This is a genomic window from Arthrobacter sp. E3 (assembly GCF_017353415.1).
In the GTDB taxonomy this organism is placed as follows: Bacteria; Actinomycetota; Actinomycetes; order Actinomycetales; family Micrococcaceae; genus Specibacter.
Genome location: NZ_JAFMPX010000011.1, coordinates 17766 through 35275 on the forward strand (window position 1 = coordinate 17766; position 17510 = coordinate 35275).

Here is a 17510-nt window from a genome sequence, read left to right on the forward strand (position 1 = left end):
ACGAATCATGCGGATCGTCCTCGCCCCTGACAAGTTCAAGGGATCGCTGTCGGCACCGGAGGTGGCTCAATGGCTGGAAACCGGATTGCGCACTGCGCATCCTGGACTGGACATTGACCTCATGCCTGTTGCCGACGGCGGCGAGGGCACCGTAGACGCTGTGGTGGCCTCTGGCTTCTCCCGCGTCAGCACTACCGTTCAAGGGCCCACCGGCCAGCCCATCACCGCAGACTTTGCCGTCAACGGTAAGGTGGCTGTCATTGAGATGGCGGCAGCCTCCGGGCTGGCCGTGCTCCCCAACGGAACGTTTTCCCCCTTGGCGGCGAGCACCTTCGGCACTGGCCAGCTGGTGTCCGCCGCCTTGGATCACGGCTGCACCGAGATTGTTCTCGGAGTGGGCGGCAGCGCCACAACGGACGGCGGGGCTGGCATGCTCGCAGCGTTGGGCGTTAAATTCAAGGACGCGGCCGGGCGGCGCCTGCCCTCCGGCGGCGGCGCCCTTGCCAAGCTCACCAACATTGACTTGACCGGACTCGACACGCGACTGGGCGGTGTACCACTCACCCTGGCCAGCGACGTCGACAATCCCCTGCTGGGCCCTGATGGCGCGGCGGCAGTTTTTGCCCCCCAAAAAGGCGCCAGCGAAGCTCACGTCAAGCACCTGGAAAATGCCCTTGAGCGGTATTTCCGGATCATGGCCAATGCACTCGGCACAGCCGCTGTGGACGCCATTGACGCACCCGGCTCAGGCGCGGCTGGTGGCACCGGCTACGCAGCCTTGGCCGTTTTATCCGCCATGCGCCGGCCCGGCATCGAGGTTATCCTTGACCTAACCGGTCTTGCTGCCAAGATTGACTGCGCCGATCTGGTCATTACGGGCGAAGGCAGTCTGGACGAACAGAGCCTCTTTGGCAAGGCCCCCATGGGTGTCGCGACGGCGGCACGTGCAGCAGGCGTTCCTGTTGTAGCCGTGTGCGGACGCACCACCTTGAGCCCCGAAACGTTGGCTGCAGCCGGTTTTGCCCACAGTTACGCGTTGACGGATATAGAATCCGATACAGACCTTTGCATGAAGAACGCCGGCGCCCTTTTGACACAAATCGGGGCATTGATCGGCACACGACTTGCCAACACCGGCAAGGAAGAGGAGAACTCCTATGTCTAACACCGCAGGAAATGAAGCACATGGGGAAATCTATGACCTGGTCATTCGCGGCAAGCGAGTACTGACCACGGCCGGCATTGTGCCGCGCGAAGTGGGCGTCCGCAACGGCGTCACCATAGCCCTTGAACCCCTGGGCAACAATCTCGCCGGACGCGAGGTCATTGAACTGGCCGACGACGAGACGCTCATCCCTGGCCTCGTTGACAGCCACGTGCACGTCAACGAGCCCGGCCGCACGGATTGGGAAGGCTTCGCCTCCGCCACCCGCGCAGCAGCAGCCGGCGGCGTCACCACCATCATCGACATGCCCCTCAACAGCATCCCGGCGACCGTCAACGTGGACGCCCTGGAACTCAAGCGCAGCGTAGCGCGCGACCAGGCGTTCGTGGACGTTGGCTTCTGGGGCGGTGCCATCCCCGGCAACACCAAGGATCTGCGCCCGCTGCACGACGACGGCGCTTTCGGCTTCAAGTGCTTCCTGCTGCACTCCGGCGTGGACGAATTCCCGCCGCTGGATCCCGACGAGATGGAACTCGACATGCGGGAGCTGACGAGCTACGACGCTCTCATGCTGGTCCACGCCGAAGACTCACGCACCATCGACCGGGCTCCCACTGCCCAAGGCGACCACTACGAGAAGTTCCTGGCCTCGCGCCCCCGCGGCGCCGAGAACCTGGCCGTGGCCGAGGTTATTGAGCGCGCCCGCTGGACCGGTGCCAGGGCCCACATCCTGCACTTGAGCTCCTCCGATGCCCTGCCGATGATTGCCAGCGCCCGCCGCGACGGCGTCAAGCTGACCGTGGAAACGTGCCCGCACTACCTCACCCTCATGGCCGAGGAAATCCCCAACGGAGCCACTGCATACAAGTGCTGCCCGCCCATCCGCGAAGCATCCAACCGTGAAAAGCTGTGGCAGGGCCTGCTGGACGGCACCATTGACTGCATTGTCTCCGACCACTCCCCCAGCACCCTGGATCTGAAGGATCTGGAAAACGGCGACTTCGCCGTTGCCTGGGGCGGCGTTTCCTCCCTGCAGCTGGGCCTGTCGCTGATCTGGACCGAAGCACGCCACCGCGGCATCTCCTTGGAAAAGGTTGTCCACTGGATGTCCACCGCACCGGCCGAGCTTGTCCAGCTACACCGCAAGGGCAAACTGGCTCCCGGTTACGACGCCGACTTCGCCATCTTTGCTGCCGACGACGCCTTCATTGTCGACGTCAAGAAGCTCAAGCACAAGAACCCGATCACCCCCTACGACGGGCGCGCACTCTCCGGTGTGGTCCGCCGTACGTTCCTACGCGGTCACGAGCTTGACGGCATCACGCCCACAGGAAATCTGCTGCGCCGCGGCGAGATCACCGTGGAGCGCCCTGCGGATGCCTGAGTCCCTGCTGCTGCCTGCACTGGGTGAAAGCGTCACCGAGGGCACCGTCACTCGCTGGCTGAAAGCCGTCGGGGACACCGTGGCCTTGGATGAGCCCCTGGTGGAAGTGTCCACCGAGAAGGTGGACACGGAAATCCCCTCGCCGTTCGAAGGAATCCTGCACAGCATCCTGGTGGCCGAGGACGAGGTCGCCGAAGTCGGCTCCGTCCTGGCCATCATCACCGCTGGCGACTCAACCCCGGCGGCTGCGGCTGCCCCGGCGGCTGCGGACCGACATGTTCCGGCGACTATCCGTCCGCCGGCCGCGAGCGGCCTTGCCTCCTCCTTTACGTCGCCTACGAACATGCCGGCTCCTCCGCCGCCGGTCGAGCCCACCCCGGTTGCCGCCCCGGCACCGCTGCTGGCCAAACCCGCGGTGGCCTCTGCAAAATCGACCGGTTATGTCACTCCGCTCGTGCGCAAGCTCGCACGCAAGCTTGGCGTTGACCTGTCCACTGTGACGGGCACCGGCATTGGCATGCGTGTTCGCGGTGCGGATGTGAAGGCAGCGGCTGCTGCCGCGTCGACACCTGCGGCAAGTCCCGCCGTCGTGCATGCTGCCCCGGCGGCTGCTACACCCGCGGCAGGGGCAACGGCTCCAGCAAGCCTGCGCGGCACTGTTGTGAAGGCGTCGCGCATTCGATCCGTCATTGCCAAGCGCATGCGTGAGTCCTTGGAAACCTCCACCCAGCTGACGCAGGTGCACGAGGTCGACATGACTGCGATCGTGCGGTTGCGGGAACGAGCAAAGGCTCCCTTTGCCGCAGCGCACGGGGTCAAACTGACGTTTCTGCCGTTCATCGCCCAGGCTGTGGCCGAGGCTTTGCAGGTCCATCCAATGCTCAATGCTGCTTTCGATGAGGCCGCTGGCACCATCACCTACCACGACGCCGAACACCTCGCCTTTGCTGTGGACGGGCCCAAGGGACTCCTGGTTCCCGTGGTGCGTGACGCCGGTGCACTCGACGTGGCAGGACTGGCTGCTGGCATCGCCGACGTGGCGACACGAACCCGCAACGGCTCCATCAAGGCCGACGAACTCAGCGGCGGCACATTCTCCATCACCAACATCGGTTCGGTCGGTGCGTTGTTTGACACGCCGATCATCAACCAGCCACAGGTGGGAATCCTCGGCGTTGGAGCCATTGTCAAGCGGCCCATGGCCGTTTCTGGTCCGGACGGCGAGGACGTGCTGGCCATTCGCCACATGATGTACCTGTGCCTGACGTACGACCACAGGATCGTCGACGGCGCCGATGCAGGCAGGTTCCTGCAAACGCTCGCGTCAAGACTGAGTGCCGGGGCCTTCGACGCCGACTTGGGACTCTAGCGAACCAATCGCGTGAGGGTTGCTGCCAAATGTGCGGCAACCCCCACACGCGTTTAACGCACTTATTTCAGGTCTATGGACATAATTCATTGTGATGGAGAACACTTGGGCGTCTGGAGCCGGTAGTATCGGTAAGGGCATTCGTGCCCCACGTTTCCCTGTCCCCCATTGCTAGGTATCAACCATGCGAAAAACCCTTGGGCTGGCTACAGCCTCAGCCATCGCGGCTGCTGTCCTTTTCTCCGGATTGGCCCCTGCCGCCGCCGCCCCGACAGCCCCCGCCACGGCCGCGCCGTCCGGTCCCTCGTTTCCCGCCGACCCAGCCCCGCCGGAAGCCACGGCATCCGCAACAAACAAGCCCTCCCCAGCTCCGGCCGTGACGACTCCGGCCGTGACGACTCCCGCCAAAACTCCCGCCGAGACTCCTGCCAAGTCAGTCTCTCCCGAGGCACCTGCCGAGACAGCCACGCCAACCCATCCGCCTTTCGGTTCTGTCGCCACATCCCCAACAGAGGGCACTGCGGCCACGCCGATCCCCGCGCCCCTTATCGGCGTGGCCACGCCACTCGCCGCACCCGCTGCCAACGATGCGTTCGCCGCTCAGGTGAGCAGCGCCATCAATCGTTACAGGACCGCCAACGGTGCCGACTCCCTGGACGTCAGCTCAGCGATCGGCGCCGGGTCACAGCAATGGGCAGCCACCCTCAATAGGCAGATCAACAACGATACCTTGGACTGGAACAGGGTGCACCGCGGGGATGCAGGCGCCTCAATCCTGCCCCAAGGCTACGACATGTACTCGGAGATCATCGCGATCAACGGCACCGCCCAACAGGTTGTCGATTGGTGGATGGGCTCCCCCGCGCATCGGGCTGCCATGCTCGACAAGCGCGCCACAGATCTGGGCCTAGGCTATGTCAAGACTACGAAGCCCGGCTGGGGCGGCATGACAATGGTGGTGGGCAACTTGGCCGGTTACCCCGACTCGAGAAATCCGCAGCCGCAACCCAACTCTGCTGCAGTCGCAAATGCAGGGGACGTTGCGGCCGTCGACACAGCCGGCAGCCTGTACATCTACCCCTCGGCCACGGGCGGTGACCTGTGGCAGCGCAAGTTCGTCTCTGACGGCTGGTCCGGCGCGCAGCAACTCGTAGTCACCGACTACAACGGCGACGGGCGTCAGGATCTTGTGGCCGTGTGGAAGGACGGCCGCCTGACGGTCAGCTACGGCCAGTCAAATGGCACGTTCGCACCGATTAGCGCTATCGGCCACGGCTGGGCCCCGTTCGACATCGTGGTCACCGCTTGGAGGAGCGGCGACAAGTTGCCCTCCATCCTCGCCAAGCAGCGCGTCACCGGCGAATTGATGCTTTATCCCAACCTCGACGGCGCACGGTTCGGTGCCGTGACCCGGATCGGTACAGGTTGGGGTCCGTTGACCATCATGGGCGCCGACTTTGACGGCGACGGCCGCCAGGACCTGCTCGCCCGGAACGCAGCCGGCCAGCTGCTCCTCTACCGGGGCTCGGGCACCGGCGGCTTCATCAACGAGACCAGGCGCGTGGTCGGCAGCGGCTGGGGCCCCATGACGCATCTCTCCGGCATCACCGGCCACCTCGGCACAGGCAGCAAAGGAATCCTCGCCCGGACTGACGCAGGTGGCCTGTTGCATTACCCCATCGTCAAGAACGGCTGGGGCACACCAACTCAGATCGGCAGCGGCGGCTGGGGCCCGCTGCTGCTCGGCAGTTAGCCCACGACGGCGGTGGGCCGGGAATGCCCTCGGCCCACCGCCGCCGTCCATTCCGGGGGCATACGCTGGATTCATGGAAACTCTCGAAGTGCAGTTGGACAGCTATCCAGACGGTTCTGTTGAGGCCCGTAATTTTAGAATTTCATCCGCCAGTGTGCCCGAGCCGGGCCCCGGTGAGGTGCTGGTTCATTTGCGCCGGCTCGGACTGAATGCCGGGCTGGCTAACCGAATCGGCGGCCCGGACACGGACTACGGCCCCGGCATCCACCCTGGAGATGTGCCTGCCAGTGATGGAGTAATCGAGGTCATCCATTCACGCAACGCGGCCTTCAAAGCAGGCGACCTTGCCGTCCGCAAATCGCCGTGGCGCGGTGTGGATGTGGCGACAGCCGATGAATTGCGCATTATTTCCGCCGTGGATTCGGACATCCCGCTTGAATCGCACCTGACGATTCTGGGCCATGTGGGTTTCACTGCCTATACCGGCATGGTTCACGTGGGCGGTGTGCAGGCGACGGACACCGTCTTTGTTTCAGGGGCGGCCGGCGGGGTGGGAAGTTGCGCAGTGCAGTTCGCGAAGGCCATCGGCGCCTCGGTGGTGGGCAGTGCGGGCACCGCCGAAAAGGTTCATCTGCTCACGCAGGAGCTGAGTGCGGACGCCGCCTTCAACCATCATGACGGCCCGGCTGCGGAACTGTTGCGCGGTGCAGCCCCTGACGGAATCAACCTGTTCTACGACAACGTTGGTGGTGAACAGCTTGAGGCGGCCTTGGAAGTCCTCCGCTTTCGCGGACGCGCGGTGATCTGCGGTGCCGCCTCCCAATACGGGAAGGGCGGGGACCGGCGCGGCCCTGCAAACTACACGCGCCTGATCTACCAGGAGCTGACCCTGCGCGGTTTCACTGTGACGGCCCACGAGGACCTGCGCGGCGAGTTTGAGGCCCGCGTCACCCAGTGGCTGCGCGAAGGGAAAGTACACAGCGTGCACACCGTGGTGGATGGGTTCAGCCACATCCCGGACGCGTTCGCCTCATTGCTGTCCGGCGGCAATACCGGACGCATGATGGTCGACTGCGACAGTTGAGTCCTATCGGGCCAACGCGGCTCCTGTCCTCCCGGGCCACTGCGCGGTTAGACTCTTCCCCATGCAGCGCATTTCTCTCGACGCCCTAGCCCGGCAACAAATGGAACTGGCCGCGACCCACAGCGGCCGTGCCGCCGATACCGTTGTGGGCGGCCACGAACGAGTGCTCCGCCAGACCGTTATCGGCCTGATTGAGGGCGCCGAACTTGCCGAACATGAGAACCCCGGTGAGGCCACGGTCCTCGTCCTGCACGGGCGCGTGCGCATGTCCTCCAGGGAACAATCATGGGAGGGCAGGGCCGGTGACTTGTTGAAGGTTCCCGATGCCCGCCACAGCCTGCTCGCATTAACGGACTCAGCGGTGTTGTTGACCGTGGCCAAACTTCCCTGAAAGCACGGCACAACCGATGATCTGCAGACCATCTCCCCCACCGGTCCACCGATAAGCCCTTGCCGCGGGGGCCAAGCTCTGGCGCGTTGCACGAACTCGTCCTATGGTTGGCTCATGAGTACTGGCAATGTGGCCGGTGTGCGCTCCACCGCAGCGCGGTCATCGGTAGCGCTACATGCAGCAATGGCGGTCACTGGGCTGATCATGATCCTTTTCCTGTTGGCCCACATGTACGGCAACCTGAAGGTCTTCGAGGGCCAACAGGGGTTTGACGGATACGCAGCGTACTTGCGTGAAATCGCACAGCCCCTGCTGCCGCATGCCGGGGCTTTGTGGATACTGCGTGTGATTTTGCTGGCCAGTGTCCTGCTCCACATTTTTTCGGCCTTCACCCTGTGGCACCGCTCCCGCAGCGCCACAGGCGGCAAGGGCGGATGGAGATACGAGACCACCAAGAACCGCCGCGGCGTCCAACGAAGCTACGCCTCGTTCACCATGCGCTGGGGTGGGGTCGTCATCGGCCTCTTCGTGATCTACCACCTGCTGCACCTGTCTGCGGATGTCATTGCGCCCGGCGGAGCCTCTGCGAGCCCCTACCAAAGAATGGTCAACGGTTTCCAAATTTGGTGGGTCGTACTCTCGTACGTGATCGCCCTCATCGCCCTCGGTTTCCATTTGCGCCATGGAATCTGGAGTGCGTTCGCCTCCCTGGGTGCCAACAAATCGGTCGGCACACGACGCTTCCTCAACCAGCTGGCTACCGTTGTCATGCTGATCATTCTGGTGGGCTTTCTCGTTCCGCCGCTGGCAATCTTCGCAGGATGGGTGAGCTGATGGAGCCGTTATTCACGGTGGGAGAACCGATTCAGGATGTGAAAGCCCCCGCAGGGCCGCTTCAGGACCAGTGGGAGGCCCGCCGTTTCGGCGCCAAGCTGATCAACCCTGCCAACCGGCGCAAGCTCTCCGTCATCATTGTTGGCACCGGGTTGGCCGGCTCCTCGGCAGCGGCCACCTTAGGTGAAGCCGGCTACCACGTGAAGAGTTTCTGCTACCAGGACAGCCCCCGACGCGCCCACAGCATTGCAGCCCAAGGCGGAATCAACGCCGCCAAGAACTACCGCAATGACGGCGACAGCATCCGTCGGCTCTTCTACGACACAGTCAAAGGCGGAGACTACCGTTCCCGAGAGTCCAACGTCTACCGCCTCGCGGAGGTCAGTTCCGCCATCATCGACCAATGCGTTGCCCAGGGAGTCCCATTCGCCCGAGACTACGGCGGATTGCTGGACACACGCTCCTTTGGCGGGGTGCAAGTGTCCAGAACGTTCTACGCACGCGGCCAAACAGGCCAACAACTGCTGCTCGGCGCCTACCAAGCCCTCGAACGCCAAGTCAGCGCCGGAACGGTGGAGGTGCATACCCGCCACGAAATGCTCGAACTCATCGTCATCGACGGAAAGGCCCGCGGCGTGGTGGTCCGGGACCTCGTGGACGGGACGCTGGAGACCCACATGGCCGACGCCGTCGTGCTCGCCTCGGGGGGATACGGCAACGTCTACCACTTATCCACCAATGCCATGGGGTGCAACACGAGCGCTACATGGCGGGCCCACCGCAAGGGTGCATTGTTCGCCAATCCGTGCTTCACCCAGATTCACCCGACGTGCATCCCGGTCAGCGGCGAACACCAATCAAAGCTGACGCTGATGAGCGAGTCGCTGCGCAATGACGGGCGCATCTGGGTGCCGGTGAAGGCCGGGGACACCAGGGCACCCGGGGATATTCCCAAGGAAGAACGGGACTACTACCTCGAGCGCCAATATCCCGCCTTCGGCAACCTCGTCCCCCGAGATGTGGCCTCCCGTGCAGCAAAGAACCAGTGTGACGCCGGGCGCGGGGTGGGACCGGGCGGGCGTGGAGTCTACCTCGACCTGGCGGACGCCATCGTCCGGCTGGGCAGGGACGCGATCGAGGAGAAATACGGCAACCTCCTGGACATGTACCAAAAGATCACCGACGAGGACCCCTACCGAGTGCCAATGCGCATCTACCCGGCCGTGCACTACACCATGGGCGGGTTGTGGGTTGACTACGACCTCGAGAGCTCCATCCCAGGATTGTTCGTCATCGGCGAGGCCAACTACTCCGACCACGGCGCCAACCGGCTCGGTGCCAGCGCACTGATGCAGGGTCTGGCCGACGGCTACTTCATCCTGCCCAACACCATCAACGACTACCTCGCCAAAAACCCGGCGGACGCCGCAGATTCCTCCCACCCGGAGGCAGTGAAGGCGCTGGAAACCGTCCATGAACGCCTCAACCGGTTCCTGTCCATCAACGGCAACCGCACCGTTGACTCCTTCCACAAGGAGCTCGGAGCCCTCGTGTGGGAGTACTGCGGGATGGAACGCAACGCCGAGGGCCTCGAACATGCCGTTGGCCTGATCCGTGCACTCAAGGACGAGTTTTGGACCAACGTCAAGGTCACCGGCACCAATGAGGAACTGAACCAGACCTTGGAACGGGCCGGGCGGGTTGCAGACTTCTTCGAACTTGCTGAACTCATGTGTATCGACGCCCTCCACCGGGCGGAATCCTGCGGCAGCCACTTCCGCACCGAAAGTCAGACGGACGACGGCGAGGCGTTGCGCAACGATGATGCCTTCGCCTATGTTGCGGCGTGGGAATTCACGGGCGAAGGCTCCCCTCCACGGCTGCGCAAGGAAAACCTCGAGTATCACAACGTCGAACTGGCGCAGAGGAGCTACAAATGAACATCACAGTGCGCATCTGGCGTCAACACGACCAAGCCGCCGCCGGCCGGATGGTCAGCTACAAGGTGGATGGCATCTCCCCCGACATGTCCTTTCTGGAAATGCTCGACGTGCTCAACGACCAGCTCACCGCCGCGGGAGATGATCCCGTCGCCTTTGACCACGACTGCCGTGAAGGCATCTGCGGCATGTGCAGCCTGGTCATCAACGGGATCGCCCACGGCCCTGAAGCGCTCACCACCACCTGCCAGCTCTACATGCGCCACTTCGACGACGGCGACACCATTGACATTGAACCGTGGCGGTCTGAATCCTTCCCGATCCTGCGGGATCTCATCGTGGACCGAAGTGCCATGGACAGGATCATCCAAGCAGGCGGCTACATCAGCGCCCCGACGGGGTCGGCGCCGGACGCAGCAGCAACGCTGGTTCCCAAGAAGAATGCCGATCGTGCCTTTGACGCCGCCGTCTGTATCGGCTGCGGGGCATGCATCGCCGCCTGTCCCAACGGCTCGGGCATGCTTTTCACCGGCGCCAAGGCAAACCACCTGGGCGTTCTCCCCCAAGGACAGCCCGAACGCCACGAGAGGGCACTGGCCATGGTCAACCAGCACGACGCCGAGGGTTTCGGTGGTTGCACGCAGATTGGCGAATGCACGGCTGTCTGCCCGGTGGGGATCCCGCTGGATGTGATCTCTTTCCTGAACGCCGACGTGTTGTCAGCACTGCCACGCAAGACCGACTGATCTAAATCTCGACGCACTCGAAAACCGAGGGCCAACTCGAACCGCCGCCGGGAGGCTCCGTGAATGCCACCATGAACAGCCCACTCACCGACACGCTTATCAGGTTGCGGCGATTTTTCACGCCGAAACAGGAAGTCTCCCCTGATGGCCGTACTCTGCTCAAGGTTGGCGGGCGGTCCGGTGACGCGTTCTACCGCGACCGGTGGAGCCACGAAAAGGTAGTCCGCTCGACACACGGCGTCAACTGCACAGGATCGTGTTCCTGGAACGTGTACGTCAAGGACGGCATCATCACGTGGGAAACCCAGGCTGTGGACTATCCCACAACCGGTCCGGACAAGCCGGAGTATGAACCGCGCGGGTGTCCACGAGGTGCATCGTTCTCCTGGTACACCTATTCCCCCACGCGCACCCGGTACCCGTATATCCGCGGCGTGCTGCTCGAAATGTACCGCGAGGCCAAAGCGCGGCTAAAGGATCCTGTGCTGGCCTGGGCGGACATCACGGAAGACCCCGAACGCTCGGCCCGGTACAAGAGTGCCCGTGGAAAGGGCGGTTTAGTACGTGCCAATTGGAGCGAGGCCGTGGAAATCGTCGCCGCAGCACACGTCCACACGATTCGAAAATGGGGGCCGGACAGGGTGGCTGGTTTCTCGCCGATCCCGGCCATGTCAATGGTTTCACATGCATCCGGCGCCCGCTTCGTGAACCTCATCGGCGGTTCGATGCTGAGTTTCTATGACTGGTATGCGGACATGCCGGTCGCGTCGCCACAAGTGTTCGGGGACCAAACCGACGTGCCCGAGTCCGGGGACTGGTGGGATGCAAGCTACTTGATTATTTGGGGCACAAACGTCCCGGTCACGCGTACCCCGGATGCGCACTGGATGGTGGAGGCCCGCTACCGCGGCCAGAAGGTCGTAGTCGTCTCGCCTGACTTTGCAGACTCGACTAAATTCGCCGACGAGTGGCTCCCCGCCGAGCCGGGCACCGATGGCGCACTTGCCATGGCCATGGGACATGTGATTCTCAAGGAATTCTATGTTGAGGGTCAACGCGACTACTTCACCCAGTATGTGAAGAAATACACGGATCTGCCATTTCTGGTGACCTTGGATGAAACCGATGACAAGACGGACACTGATGATCCGGTGTACACGGCGGGGAAGTTCCTCACAGCTTCAGATCTGAACGGCGAGGTGGAGCCTGAAGAGGAAAACGCCGAATTCAAGACCGTGTTGATTGATGCAGCCACTGGTAAATTGCGGGTGCCATCAGGCACGCTTGGGCACCGTTACGGTGAAACAGGTGAAGGCAAGTGGAACCTCGATTTAGGCGACATTGACCCGGAGTTGTCGTTGCTGGACAGTGCAGACACCCAGGTGGTCGTCAATATGCCCCGCTTTGACGTCTCCCAAGGTGATATCGGCGTCATTCCGCGCGGCGTGCCGGTCCGCCGGGTTGCCGGCAAGCTAGTCACCACCGTGTTCGATTTGATGCTGGCACAGTACGGTGTTGGACGTCCGGGACTCCCCGGCCAGTGGCCGAGCGGATATGACGACGCGGACAGCCCCTACACACCGGCCTGGCAGGAATCAATCACCGGGGTGACTGCCGAGCAGGCTGAAAGGATCGGGCGCGAATTCGCCCAGAACGCCGATGATTCAAAGGGCCGGTCCATGATTCTGATGGGTGCAGGGACGAACCATTGGTTCCATTCGGACACCATCTACCGAACGTTCATGACGCTGACGACGATCACCGGGTGCCAGGGTGTCAATGGTGGCGGCTGGGCGCACTACGTCGGTCAGGAAAAGGTACGGCCCCTCACCGGGTACACCCAGCTTGCCAATGCACTCGACTGGGTGCGGCCACCACGGAACATGGTGCAGACCGCGTACTGGTACCTGCACACCGACCAGTTCCGCTACGACCAGTTCGGCGCTGACACACTCAGCGCACAGACGGGCAAGGGGCAGCTCGCCGGCGTGACGACGGCAGATGTGATCGCACAATCGGCGCGCCTGGGATGGATGCCGTCCTACCCCACGTTCGATAGAAATCCACTGCTCATCAGCGAACAGGCCCGCGCTGCCGGCAAGTCCTCGGCTGACTACATCGTCGACGAGCTAAAGACCGGGAACTTGAAGTTCGCGGCCGAAGATCCGGACTCCCCCGAGAACTTTCCGCGAGTTCTGTCCTTGTGGCGCACGAACCTGTTCGGTTCCTCCGCCAAGGGCAGTGAATATTTCCTTGGGCATCTGCTCGGTGCCGACAACACCGTCAGCGCACAGGAAACGCCGGAGAAGTTCCGTCCACGCGACGTCGTTTGGCACGACGAGGCGCCGATAGGAAAACTTGACCTGCTGACCACCCTGGATTTCCGGATGACCAGCTCCACCCTGCTTTCTGACATCGTGCTGCCGGCGGCGACCTGGTACGAAAAGCACGATCTATCCACCACGGACATGCACCCCTACGTCAACTCGTTTAATCCGGCCATCTCCCCGCCTTGGCAGTCGCGCACCGACTGGGACACGTGGCAGGAGATCGCCCGCGTGTTCAGCCAGCTGGCCGAACAGCACTTAGGCAAACAGACCGATATTGTAGCTGCACCGCTGACCCACGACACCCCGGATGCCATGGCGTACCCGCATGGCCGGGTCAAGGACTGGAAGCGGGGCGACTGTGAGCCCGTGCCTGGAAAAACGATGCCAAAGATCATCGAGGTTGAGCGTGACTACACGGCCATCGACGCGAAGATGCGCTCCGTTGGCCCGCTGCTTGACACACTCGGCGCAACAACCAAGGGCATCACTTACGAGCTGTCCGCTGAAATCGAGTATCTGAAGGCGAAGAACGGCGTGGTCCGCGGTGGACCGGCCGATGGGCGCCCGGACATCCTGCACGCCGTGCAGGCCTGCGAAATGGTGCTTGCGCTCTCCGGTACGACGAACGGCCGGCTGGGCACCCAAGGCTTCCGCACCCTGGAAAAGCGCACCGGCCAGATGATGCACGACCTCGCGTCGGAAAATGAGGGCAAGCGGATCACGTTCAGCGACACCCAAGCCGGACCCGTCCCCGTGATGACGTCGCCGGAATGGTCCGGCTCCGAAACCGGCGGCCGCCGCTATTCTCCGTTCACCATCAACGTCGAACGGCTCAAACCATGGCACACATTGACCGGGCGGCAGCATTTCTACCTCGACCACGACTGGATGACCGAACTGGGCGAGGGCCTGCCCACGTTCCGCCCACCACTGGACATGACCGCTCTGTTCGACGAGCCGGCCATCGGAGATACTCCGGGGAAGGGCATCTCCGTGCGATATCTGACGCCCCACAACAAGTGGTCCATCCACTCCGAGTATCAGGACAATCTGCTCATGCTGTCTCTGTTCCGCGGTGGTCCAACAATCTGGATGAGTCCGGCAGACGCCGAAAAGATCGACGTCCATGACAACGACTGGATCGAGGCCGTGAACCGTAACGGCGTAGTCAACGCCCGTGCAGTCGTATCGCACCGCATGCCGGAGGGGACTGTGTTCATGTACCACTCGCAGGACCGGCTGATCGACATGCCGGTCTCTGAAACGACCAACCAGCGCGGTGGGAACCACAACTCCCTCACCCGGCTGATGATCAAGCCGACCCACATGATCGGTGGATACGCACAGCTAACATACGCGTTCAACTACATGGGCCCCACGGGAAACCAACGCGACGAAGTCACCGTCATCCGGCGACGCAACCAGGAGGTGAGGTACTGATGCGCATCATGGCCCAAATGGCAATGGTGATGAACCTGGACAAGTGCATCGGCTGCCATACGTGTTCAGTAACGTGCAAACAGGTTTGGACGAACCGCTCCGGCGCCGAACATATCTGGTTCAACAACGTGGAAACCCGGCCCGGGCAGGGCTATCCACGCACTTATGAGGACCAGGAACGCTGGAAAGGCGGCTGGAAGCTCGACAGGCGTGGACGACTGAAGCTCAAGGCCGGCGGCCGGTTGAAGAATCTGGCCACCATTTTCGCCAACCCGAACTTGCCGGGCATCAAGGACTACTACGAGCCGTGGACCTACGACTATGAGAATCTCACCACGGCACCGGCACAGGAGCACATGCCGGTGGCCCGGCCCAAATCGCTGCTCACCGGCGAGGACACCTCCATCACGTGGTCCTCGAACTGGGATGACAACCTGGCCGGTTCCACCGACAACACACACAACGATCCGATCCTGAAAAAGATCGGAGACCAGGTCAAGTTCGAATACGAGCAGGCCTTCATGTTTTACCTGCCGCGCATCTGCGAACACTGTCTGAACCCCTCCTGTGTGGCGTCCTGCCCAACAGGGGCAATCTACAAACGCGAAGAAGACGGCATCGTCTTGGTGGATCAGGACCGCTGCCGCGGCTGGCGCCAATGTGTTACCGGCTGCCCGTACAAGAAAATGTACTTCAATCGGAAAACCGGCAAAGTCGAGAAGTGCACATTCTGTTACCCGCGCATCGAGGTCGGCCAGCCAACAATCTGCTCGGAAACATGCGTCGGCCGCCTGCGCTATCTGGGGCTTATGTTCTATGACGCCGATCGCGTGCTCGCAGCCGCCTCAACGCCTGATGAACACGATCTCTATGAGGCACAGCGCCAAGTGTTCCTCGACCCGAAGGATCCCGAGGTGCTTGCAGCTGCCCGCGCGGCGGAGATCCCCGAAGATTGGATCGAGGCTGCGCAGCGCTCCCCGATCTGGGCATTGATCAACACGTACAAGGTTGCTCTGCCCCTGCACCCGGAATACCGCACGATGCCGATGGTCTGGTACATCCCGCCGCTCTCGCCAGTGGTGGACGTTGTCACGGAAACCGGTGAAGACGGTGAATCGCATACAAATCTGTTCAATGCGATCGCCTCACTGCGCATCCCCATCGACTACCTTGCCGAGCTCTTCACAGCTGGCGATGCCCGGCCGGTGGACCTGATCTTGCGCAAACTGGCTGCTATGCGCTCGTACATGCGTGATATCAACTTGGGTTGGGATACCAACGAAGCCATTGCGCAAGCGGTGGGCATGACGGGCCAGGAGATGAAGGACATGTACCGGCTGCTGGCAATCGCCAAGTACGACGAACGCTACGTGATCCCCTCCGCGCACTATGAGGATGCCCACAAGCTGGAGAATGTCGCCACTGAATGCTCCCTTAACGTCGACGGCGGTCCCGGCATGGGAGGCATGGGCGGTATGGACGCCTCTTTTGGTGCCGACCCTGCCGTGGGTTCGCCCAGCACACCGTCCCGGCCGGAGGGTGTGCGCATCAACCTGCTGGACTGGGACGGCACCGGCACACCCAAGGGTCTGTTCCCCTCTTCCTCCGAACAGGCCGAGAAGGGAGGATCGGCATGACCGGGCGGATTCCCAGCTTGAAGTACCACGCTGACCAGCTCACCCGAGTGTGGCAATCAGCGTCACTCCTGCTGGATTACCCCACGGAGCAACTGACAAACCAGCTCGACCTTTTCGACCAAATTGCCGCCAGCCTGCCCCCGGATCTGGGCGGTCCCCTGGCGGCCACGCTGTTCCAGATGCGCACTGCACCCTTGTCCACATTGCAGAGTGAGTACGTGGAAACCTTCGACAACCGCCGCCGTGGGTGCATGTTTCTCACCTACTTCTCCAACGGAGAAACTCGTAAACGCGGCCTGGCACTGCTACGGATCAAACAGGTCTACACGAAAGCGGGCCTGAACATGAGAGAGGACGAACTGCCGGACCACTTGTGTGTTGTGCTCGAATTTGCCGCCATTACAGACCAACGGGCTGGACTAAAAATCCTGTTGGACAACCGCGCTGGACTTGAACTTTTGCGGCTGCACCTCACCGAGATCAATTCCCCTTGGGCCGGTGCGTTGCAGGCAGTATGCAAGACACTTCCGGCGCTGAAGGGCAAGGAAAACGAAGCCATCCAACGGCTTGCCGCGGAGGGTCCGCCCGACGAAGAGGTTGGCCTGAAACCCTACGGGGCAGCCCCCATGACATCAACGCCCGGAGGTATGACATGAGTGTCTGGAATACATTCATCTGGCTGATCTACCCCTACATTTGCCTCACCATCTTCGTTCTGGGCCACATCGGGCGCTACCGGTACGACAAGTTCGGTTGGACGTCCCGATCAAGCCAAATGTACGAAAGCCGGATCCTCCGGTGGGCGAATCCCATGTTCCACTTCGGCATCCTGGCTGTGTTCATGGGCCATGTGATGGGCTTGGGCATACCGCAGACCTGGACGGATGCCGTCGGAATCTCTGAAACGACGTACCACATCATGGCGGTCTCGGTTGGTGCGATCGCTGGCTTCTGCACCATCGCCGGCCTGATTGGCCTGCTCTACCGTCGCCGCTTCACAAAAGCAGTGCTCGGCGCAACCACAAAGATGGACAAGGTCATGTACGCCATGCTCGGTCTGGTGGTGGTGCTGGGACTTATTAACACCGTCTCCGGAGTTGCCACGACGTACAACTACCGCGAGGGCGTCTCAATCTGGTTCCGCAGCATCTTCTACTTCAATCCGCAGCCTGAATTGATGGTGGTGGCGCCGCTCAGTTTCCAACTGCACGGAATCTTCGCGATTCTGCTCTTCGCGCTGTGGCCGTTTACCCGGCTGGTGCACGTGTTCACGGCACCCATTGGATACATTTTCCGGCCCTACGTGCTCTACCGCAGCCGGGACGATCATGAAGGATCACGCGCACGCCGCCGCGGCTGGGACAAGGTCGACACGATCCCGCGCCGGAGGTAGCAGGGCGCCAAACGTCGTCAGCCTAACGCCAACCTCCATCAGTG

At 62.3% G+C, this 17510-nt stretch carries 13 protein-coding genes; all 13 read left to right on the plus strand.

Translation table 11 applies throughout. The features are described 5' to 3' along the window. Positions 1-7 precede the first annotated feature (7 nt). The 13 genes from JMA46_RS06835 to narI all read left to right on the plus strand — a co-directional run bounded on the left by JMA46_RS06835 (position 8) and on the right by narI (position 17466). On the plus strand, positions 8-1165 hold the full coding sequence (locus tag JMA46_RS06835) for a glycerate kinase (RefSeq protein ID WP_207344592.1): 1158 nt from the start codon (positions 8-10) through the stop codon (positions 1163-1165). Further along, positions 1158-2549 (plus strand): allantoinase AllB, encoded by a 1392-nt coding sequence (gene allB / locus JMA46_RS06840; protein ID WP_207344593.1) that lies wholly within the window; start codon positions 1158-1160, stop codon positions 2547-2549. The genes JMA46_RS06835 and allB overlap by 8 nt, the downstream gene beginning before the upstream one ends. Continuing rightward, positions 2542-3918 (plus strand): 2-oxoglutarate dehydrogenase, E2 component, dihydrolipoamide succinyltransferase, encoded by a 1377-nt coding sequence (sucB, locus tag JMA46_RS06845; protein ID WP_207344594.1) that lies wholly within the window; start codon positions 2542-2544, stop codon positions 3916-3918. Before allB ends, sucB begins: the two co-directional genes overlap by 8 nt. Positions 3919-4102: 184 nt before the next feature. Further along, complete coding sequence (locus JMA46_RS06850) at positions 4103-5671, plus strand: FG-GAP-like repeat-containing protein (RefSeq protein WP_207344595.1); 1569 nt, start codon at positions 4103-4105, stop codon at positions 5669-5671. 73 nt (positions 5672-5744) lie between these two features. Then, positions 5745-6755 carry an NADP-dependent oxidoreductase gene (locus tag JMA46_RS06855; RefSeq protein WP_207344596.1) on the plus strand — a complete coding sequence of 337 codons (1011 nt, stop codon included), beginning with the start codon at positions 5745-5747 and terminating at the stop codon, positions 6753-6755. Between the two features lie 61 nt (positions 6756-6816). Then, on the plus strand, positions 6817-7146 hold the full coding sequence (locus tag JMA46_RS06860; RefSeq protein WP_207344597.1) for a LuxR family transcriptional regulator: 330 nt from the start codon (positions 6817-6819) through the stop codon (positions 7144-7146). 114 nt (positions 7147-7260) lie between these two features. Next, on the plus strand, positions 7261-7980 hold the full coding sequence (locus JMA46_RS06865) for a succinate dehydrogenase cytochrome b subunit (protein WP_207344598.1): 720 nt from the start codon (positions 7261-7263) through the stop codon (positions 7978-7980). Continuing rightward, on the plus strand, positions 7968-9920 hold the full coding sequence (locus tag JMA46_RS06870) for a fumarate reductase/succinate dehydrogenase flavoprotein subunit (protein ID WP_207344599.1): 1953 nt from the start codon (positions 7968-7970) through the stop codon (positions 9918-9920). Before JMA46_RS06865 ends, JMA46_RS06870 begins: the two co-directional genes overlap by 13 nt. Beyond that, positions 9917-10666: a succinate dehydrogenase/fumarate reductase iron-sulfur subunit gene (locus JMA46_RS06875; RefSeq protein WP_207344600.1), complete on the plus strand. Its 750-nt coding sequence runs from the start codon at positions 9917-9919 to the stop codon at positions 10664-10666. Before JMA46_RS06870 ends, JMA46_RS06875 begins: the two co-directional genes overlap by 4 nt. Positions 10667-10737: 71 nt before the next feature. Then, positions 10738-14436 carry a nitrate reductase subunit alpha gene (locus tag JMA46_RS06880; RefSeq protein WP_207344601.1) on the plus strand — a complete coding sequence of 1233 codons (3699 nt, stop codon included), beginning with the start codon at positions 10738-10740 and terminating at the stop codon, positions 14434-14436. Then, positions 14436-16073, plus strand: a complete 1638-nt coding sequence (gene narH / locus JMA46_RS06885) for a nitrate reductase subunit beta (protein WP_207344602.1) — start codon at positions 14436-14438, stop codon at positions 16071-16073. Before JMA46_RS06880 ends, narH begins: the two co-directional genes overlap by 1 nt. Next, positions 16070-16729 (plus strand): nitrate reductase molybdenum cofactor assembly chaperone, encoded by a 660-nt coding sequence (narJ, locus tag JMA46_RS06890; RefSeq protein ID WP_207344603.1) that lies wholly within the window; start codon positions 16070-16072, stop codon positions 16727-16729. Before narH ends, narJ begins: the two co-directional genes overlap by 4 nt. Further along, a complete protein-coding gene (narI, locus tag JMA46_RS06895; protein ID WP_207344604.1) occupies positions 16726-17466 on the plus strand; it encodes a respiratory nitrate reductase subunit gamma in 741 nt (246 codons plus the stop codon). The genes narJ and narI overlap by 4 nt, the downstream gene beginning before the upstream one ends. Positions 17467-17510: the final 44 nt, after the last annotated feature.

Bases quoted from the DNA above. Each gene is read 5' to 3' on its own strand.
- JMA46_RS06835 (WP_207344592.1), top strand. From the start codon at position 8: ATGCGGATCGTCCTCGCCCCTGACAAGTTCAAGGGATCGCTGTCGGCA.
- allB (WP_207344593.1), top strand. From the start codon at position 1,158: ATGTCTAACACCGCAGGAAATGAAGCACATGGGGAAATCTATGACCTG.
- sucB (WP_207344594.1), top strand. From the start codon at position 2,542: ATGCCTGAGTCCCTGCTGCTGCCTGCACTGGGTGAAAGCGTCACCGAG.
- JMA46_RS06850 (WP_207344595.1), top strand. From the start codon at position 4,103: ATGCGAAAAACCCTTGGGCTGGCTACAGCCTCAGCCATCGCGGCTGCT.
- JMA46_RS06855 (WP_207344596.1), top strand. From the start codon at position 5,745: ATGGAAACTCTCGAAGTGCAGTTGGACAGCTATCCAGACGGTTCTGTT.
- JMA46_RS06860 (WP_207344597.1), top strand. From the start codon at position 6,817: ATGCAGCGCATTTCTCTCGACGCCCTAGCCCGGCAACAAATGGAACTG.
- JMA46_RS06865 (WP_207344598.1), top strand. From the start codon at position 7,261: ATGAGTACTGGCAATGTGGCCGGTGTGCGCTCCACCGCAGCGCGGTCA.
- JMA46_RS06870 (WP_207344599.1), top strand. From the start codon at position 7,968: ATGGGTGAGCTGATGGAGCCGTTATTCACGGTGGGAGAACCGATTCAG.
- JMA46_RS06875 (WP_207344600.1), top strand. From the start codon at position 9,917: ATGAACATCACAGTGCGCATCTGGCGTCAACACGACCAAGCCGCCGCC.
- JMA46_RS06880 (WP_207344601.1), top strand. From the start codon at position 10,738: ATGAACAGCCCACTCACCGACACGCTTATCAGGTTGCGGCGATTTTTC.
- narH (WP_207344602.1), top strand. From the start codon at position 14,436: ATGCGCATCATGGCCCAAATGGCAATGGTGATGAACCTGGACAAGTGC.
- narJ (WP_207344603.1), top strand. From the start codon at position 16,070: ATGACCGGGCGGATTCCCAGCTTGAAGTACCACGCTGACCAGCTCACC.
- narI (WP_207344604.1), top strand. From the start codon at position 16,726: ATGAGTGTCTGGAATACATTCATCTGGCTGATCTACCCCTACATTTGC.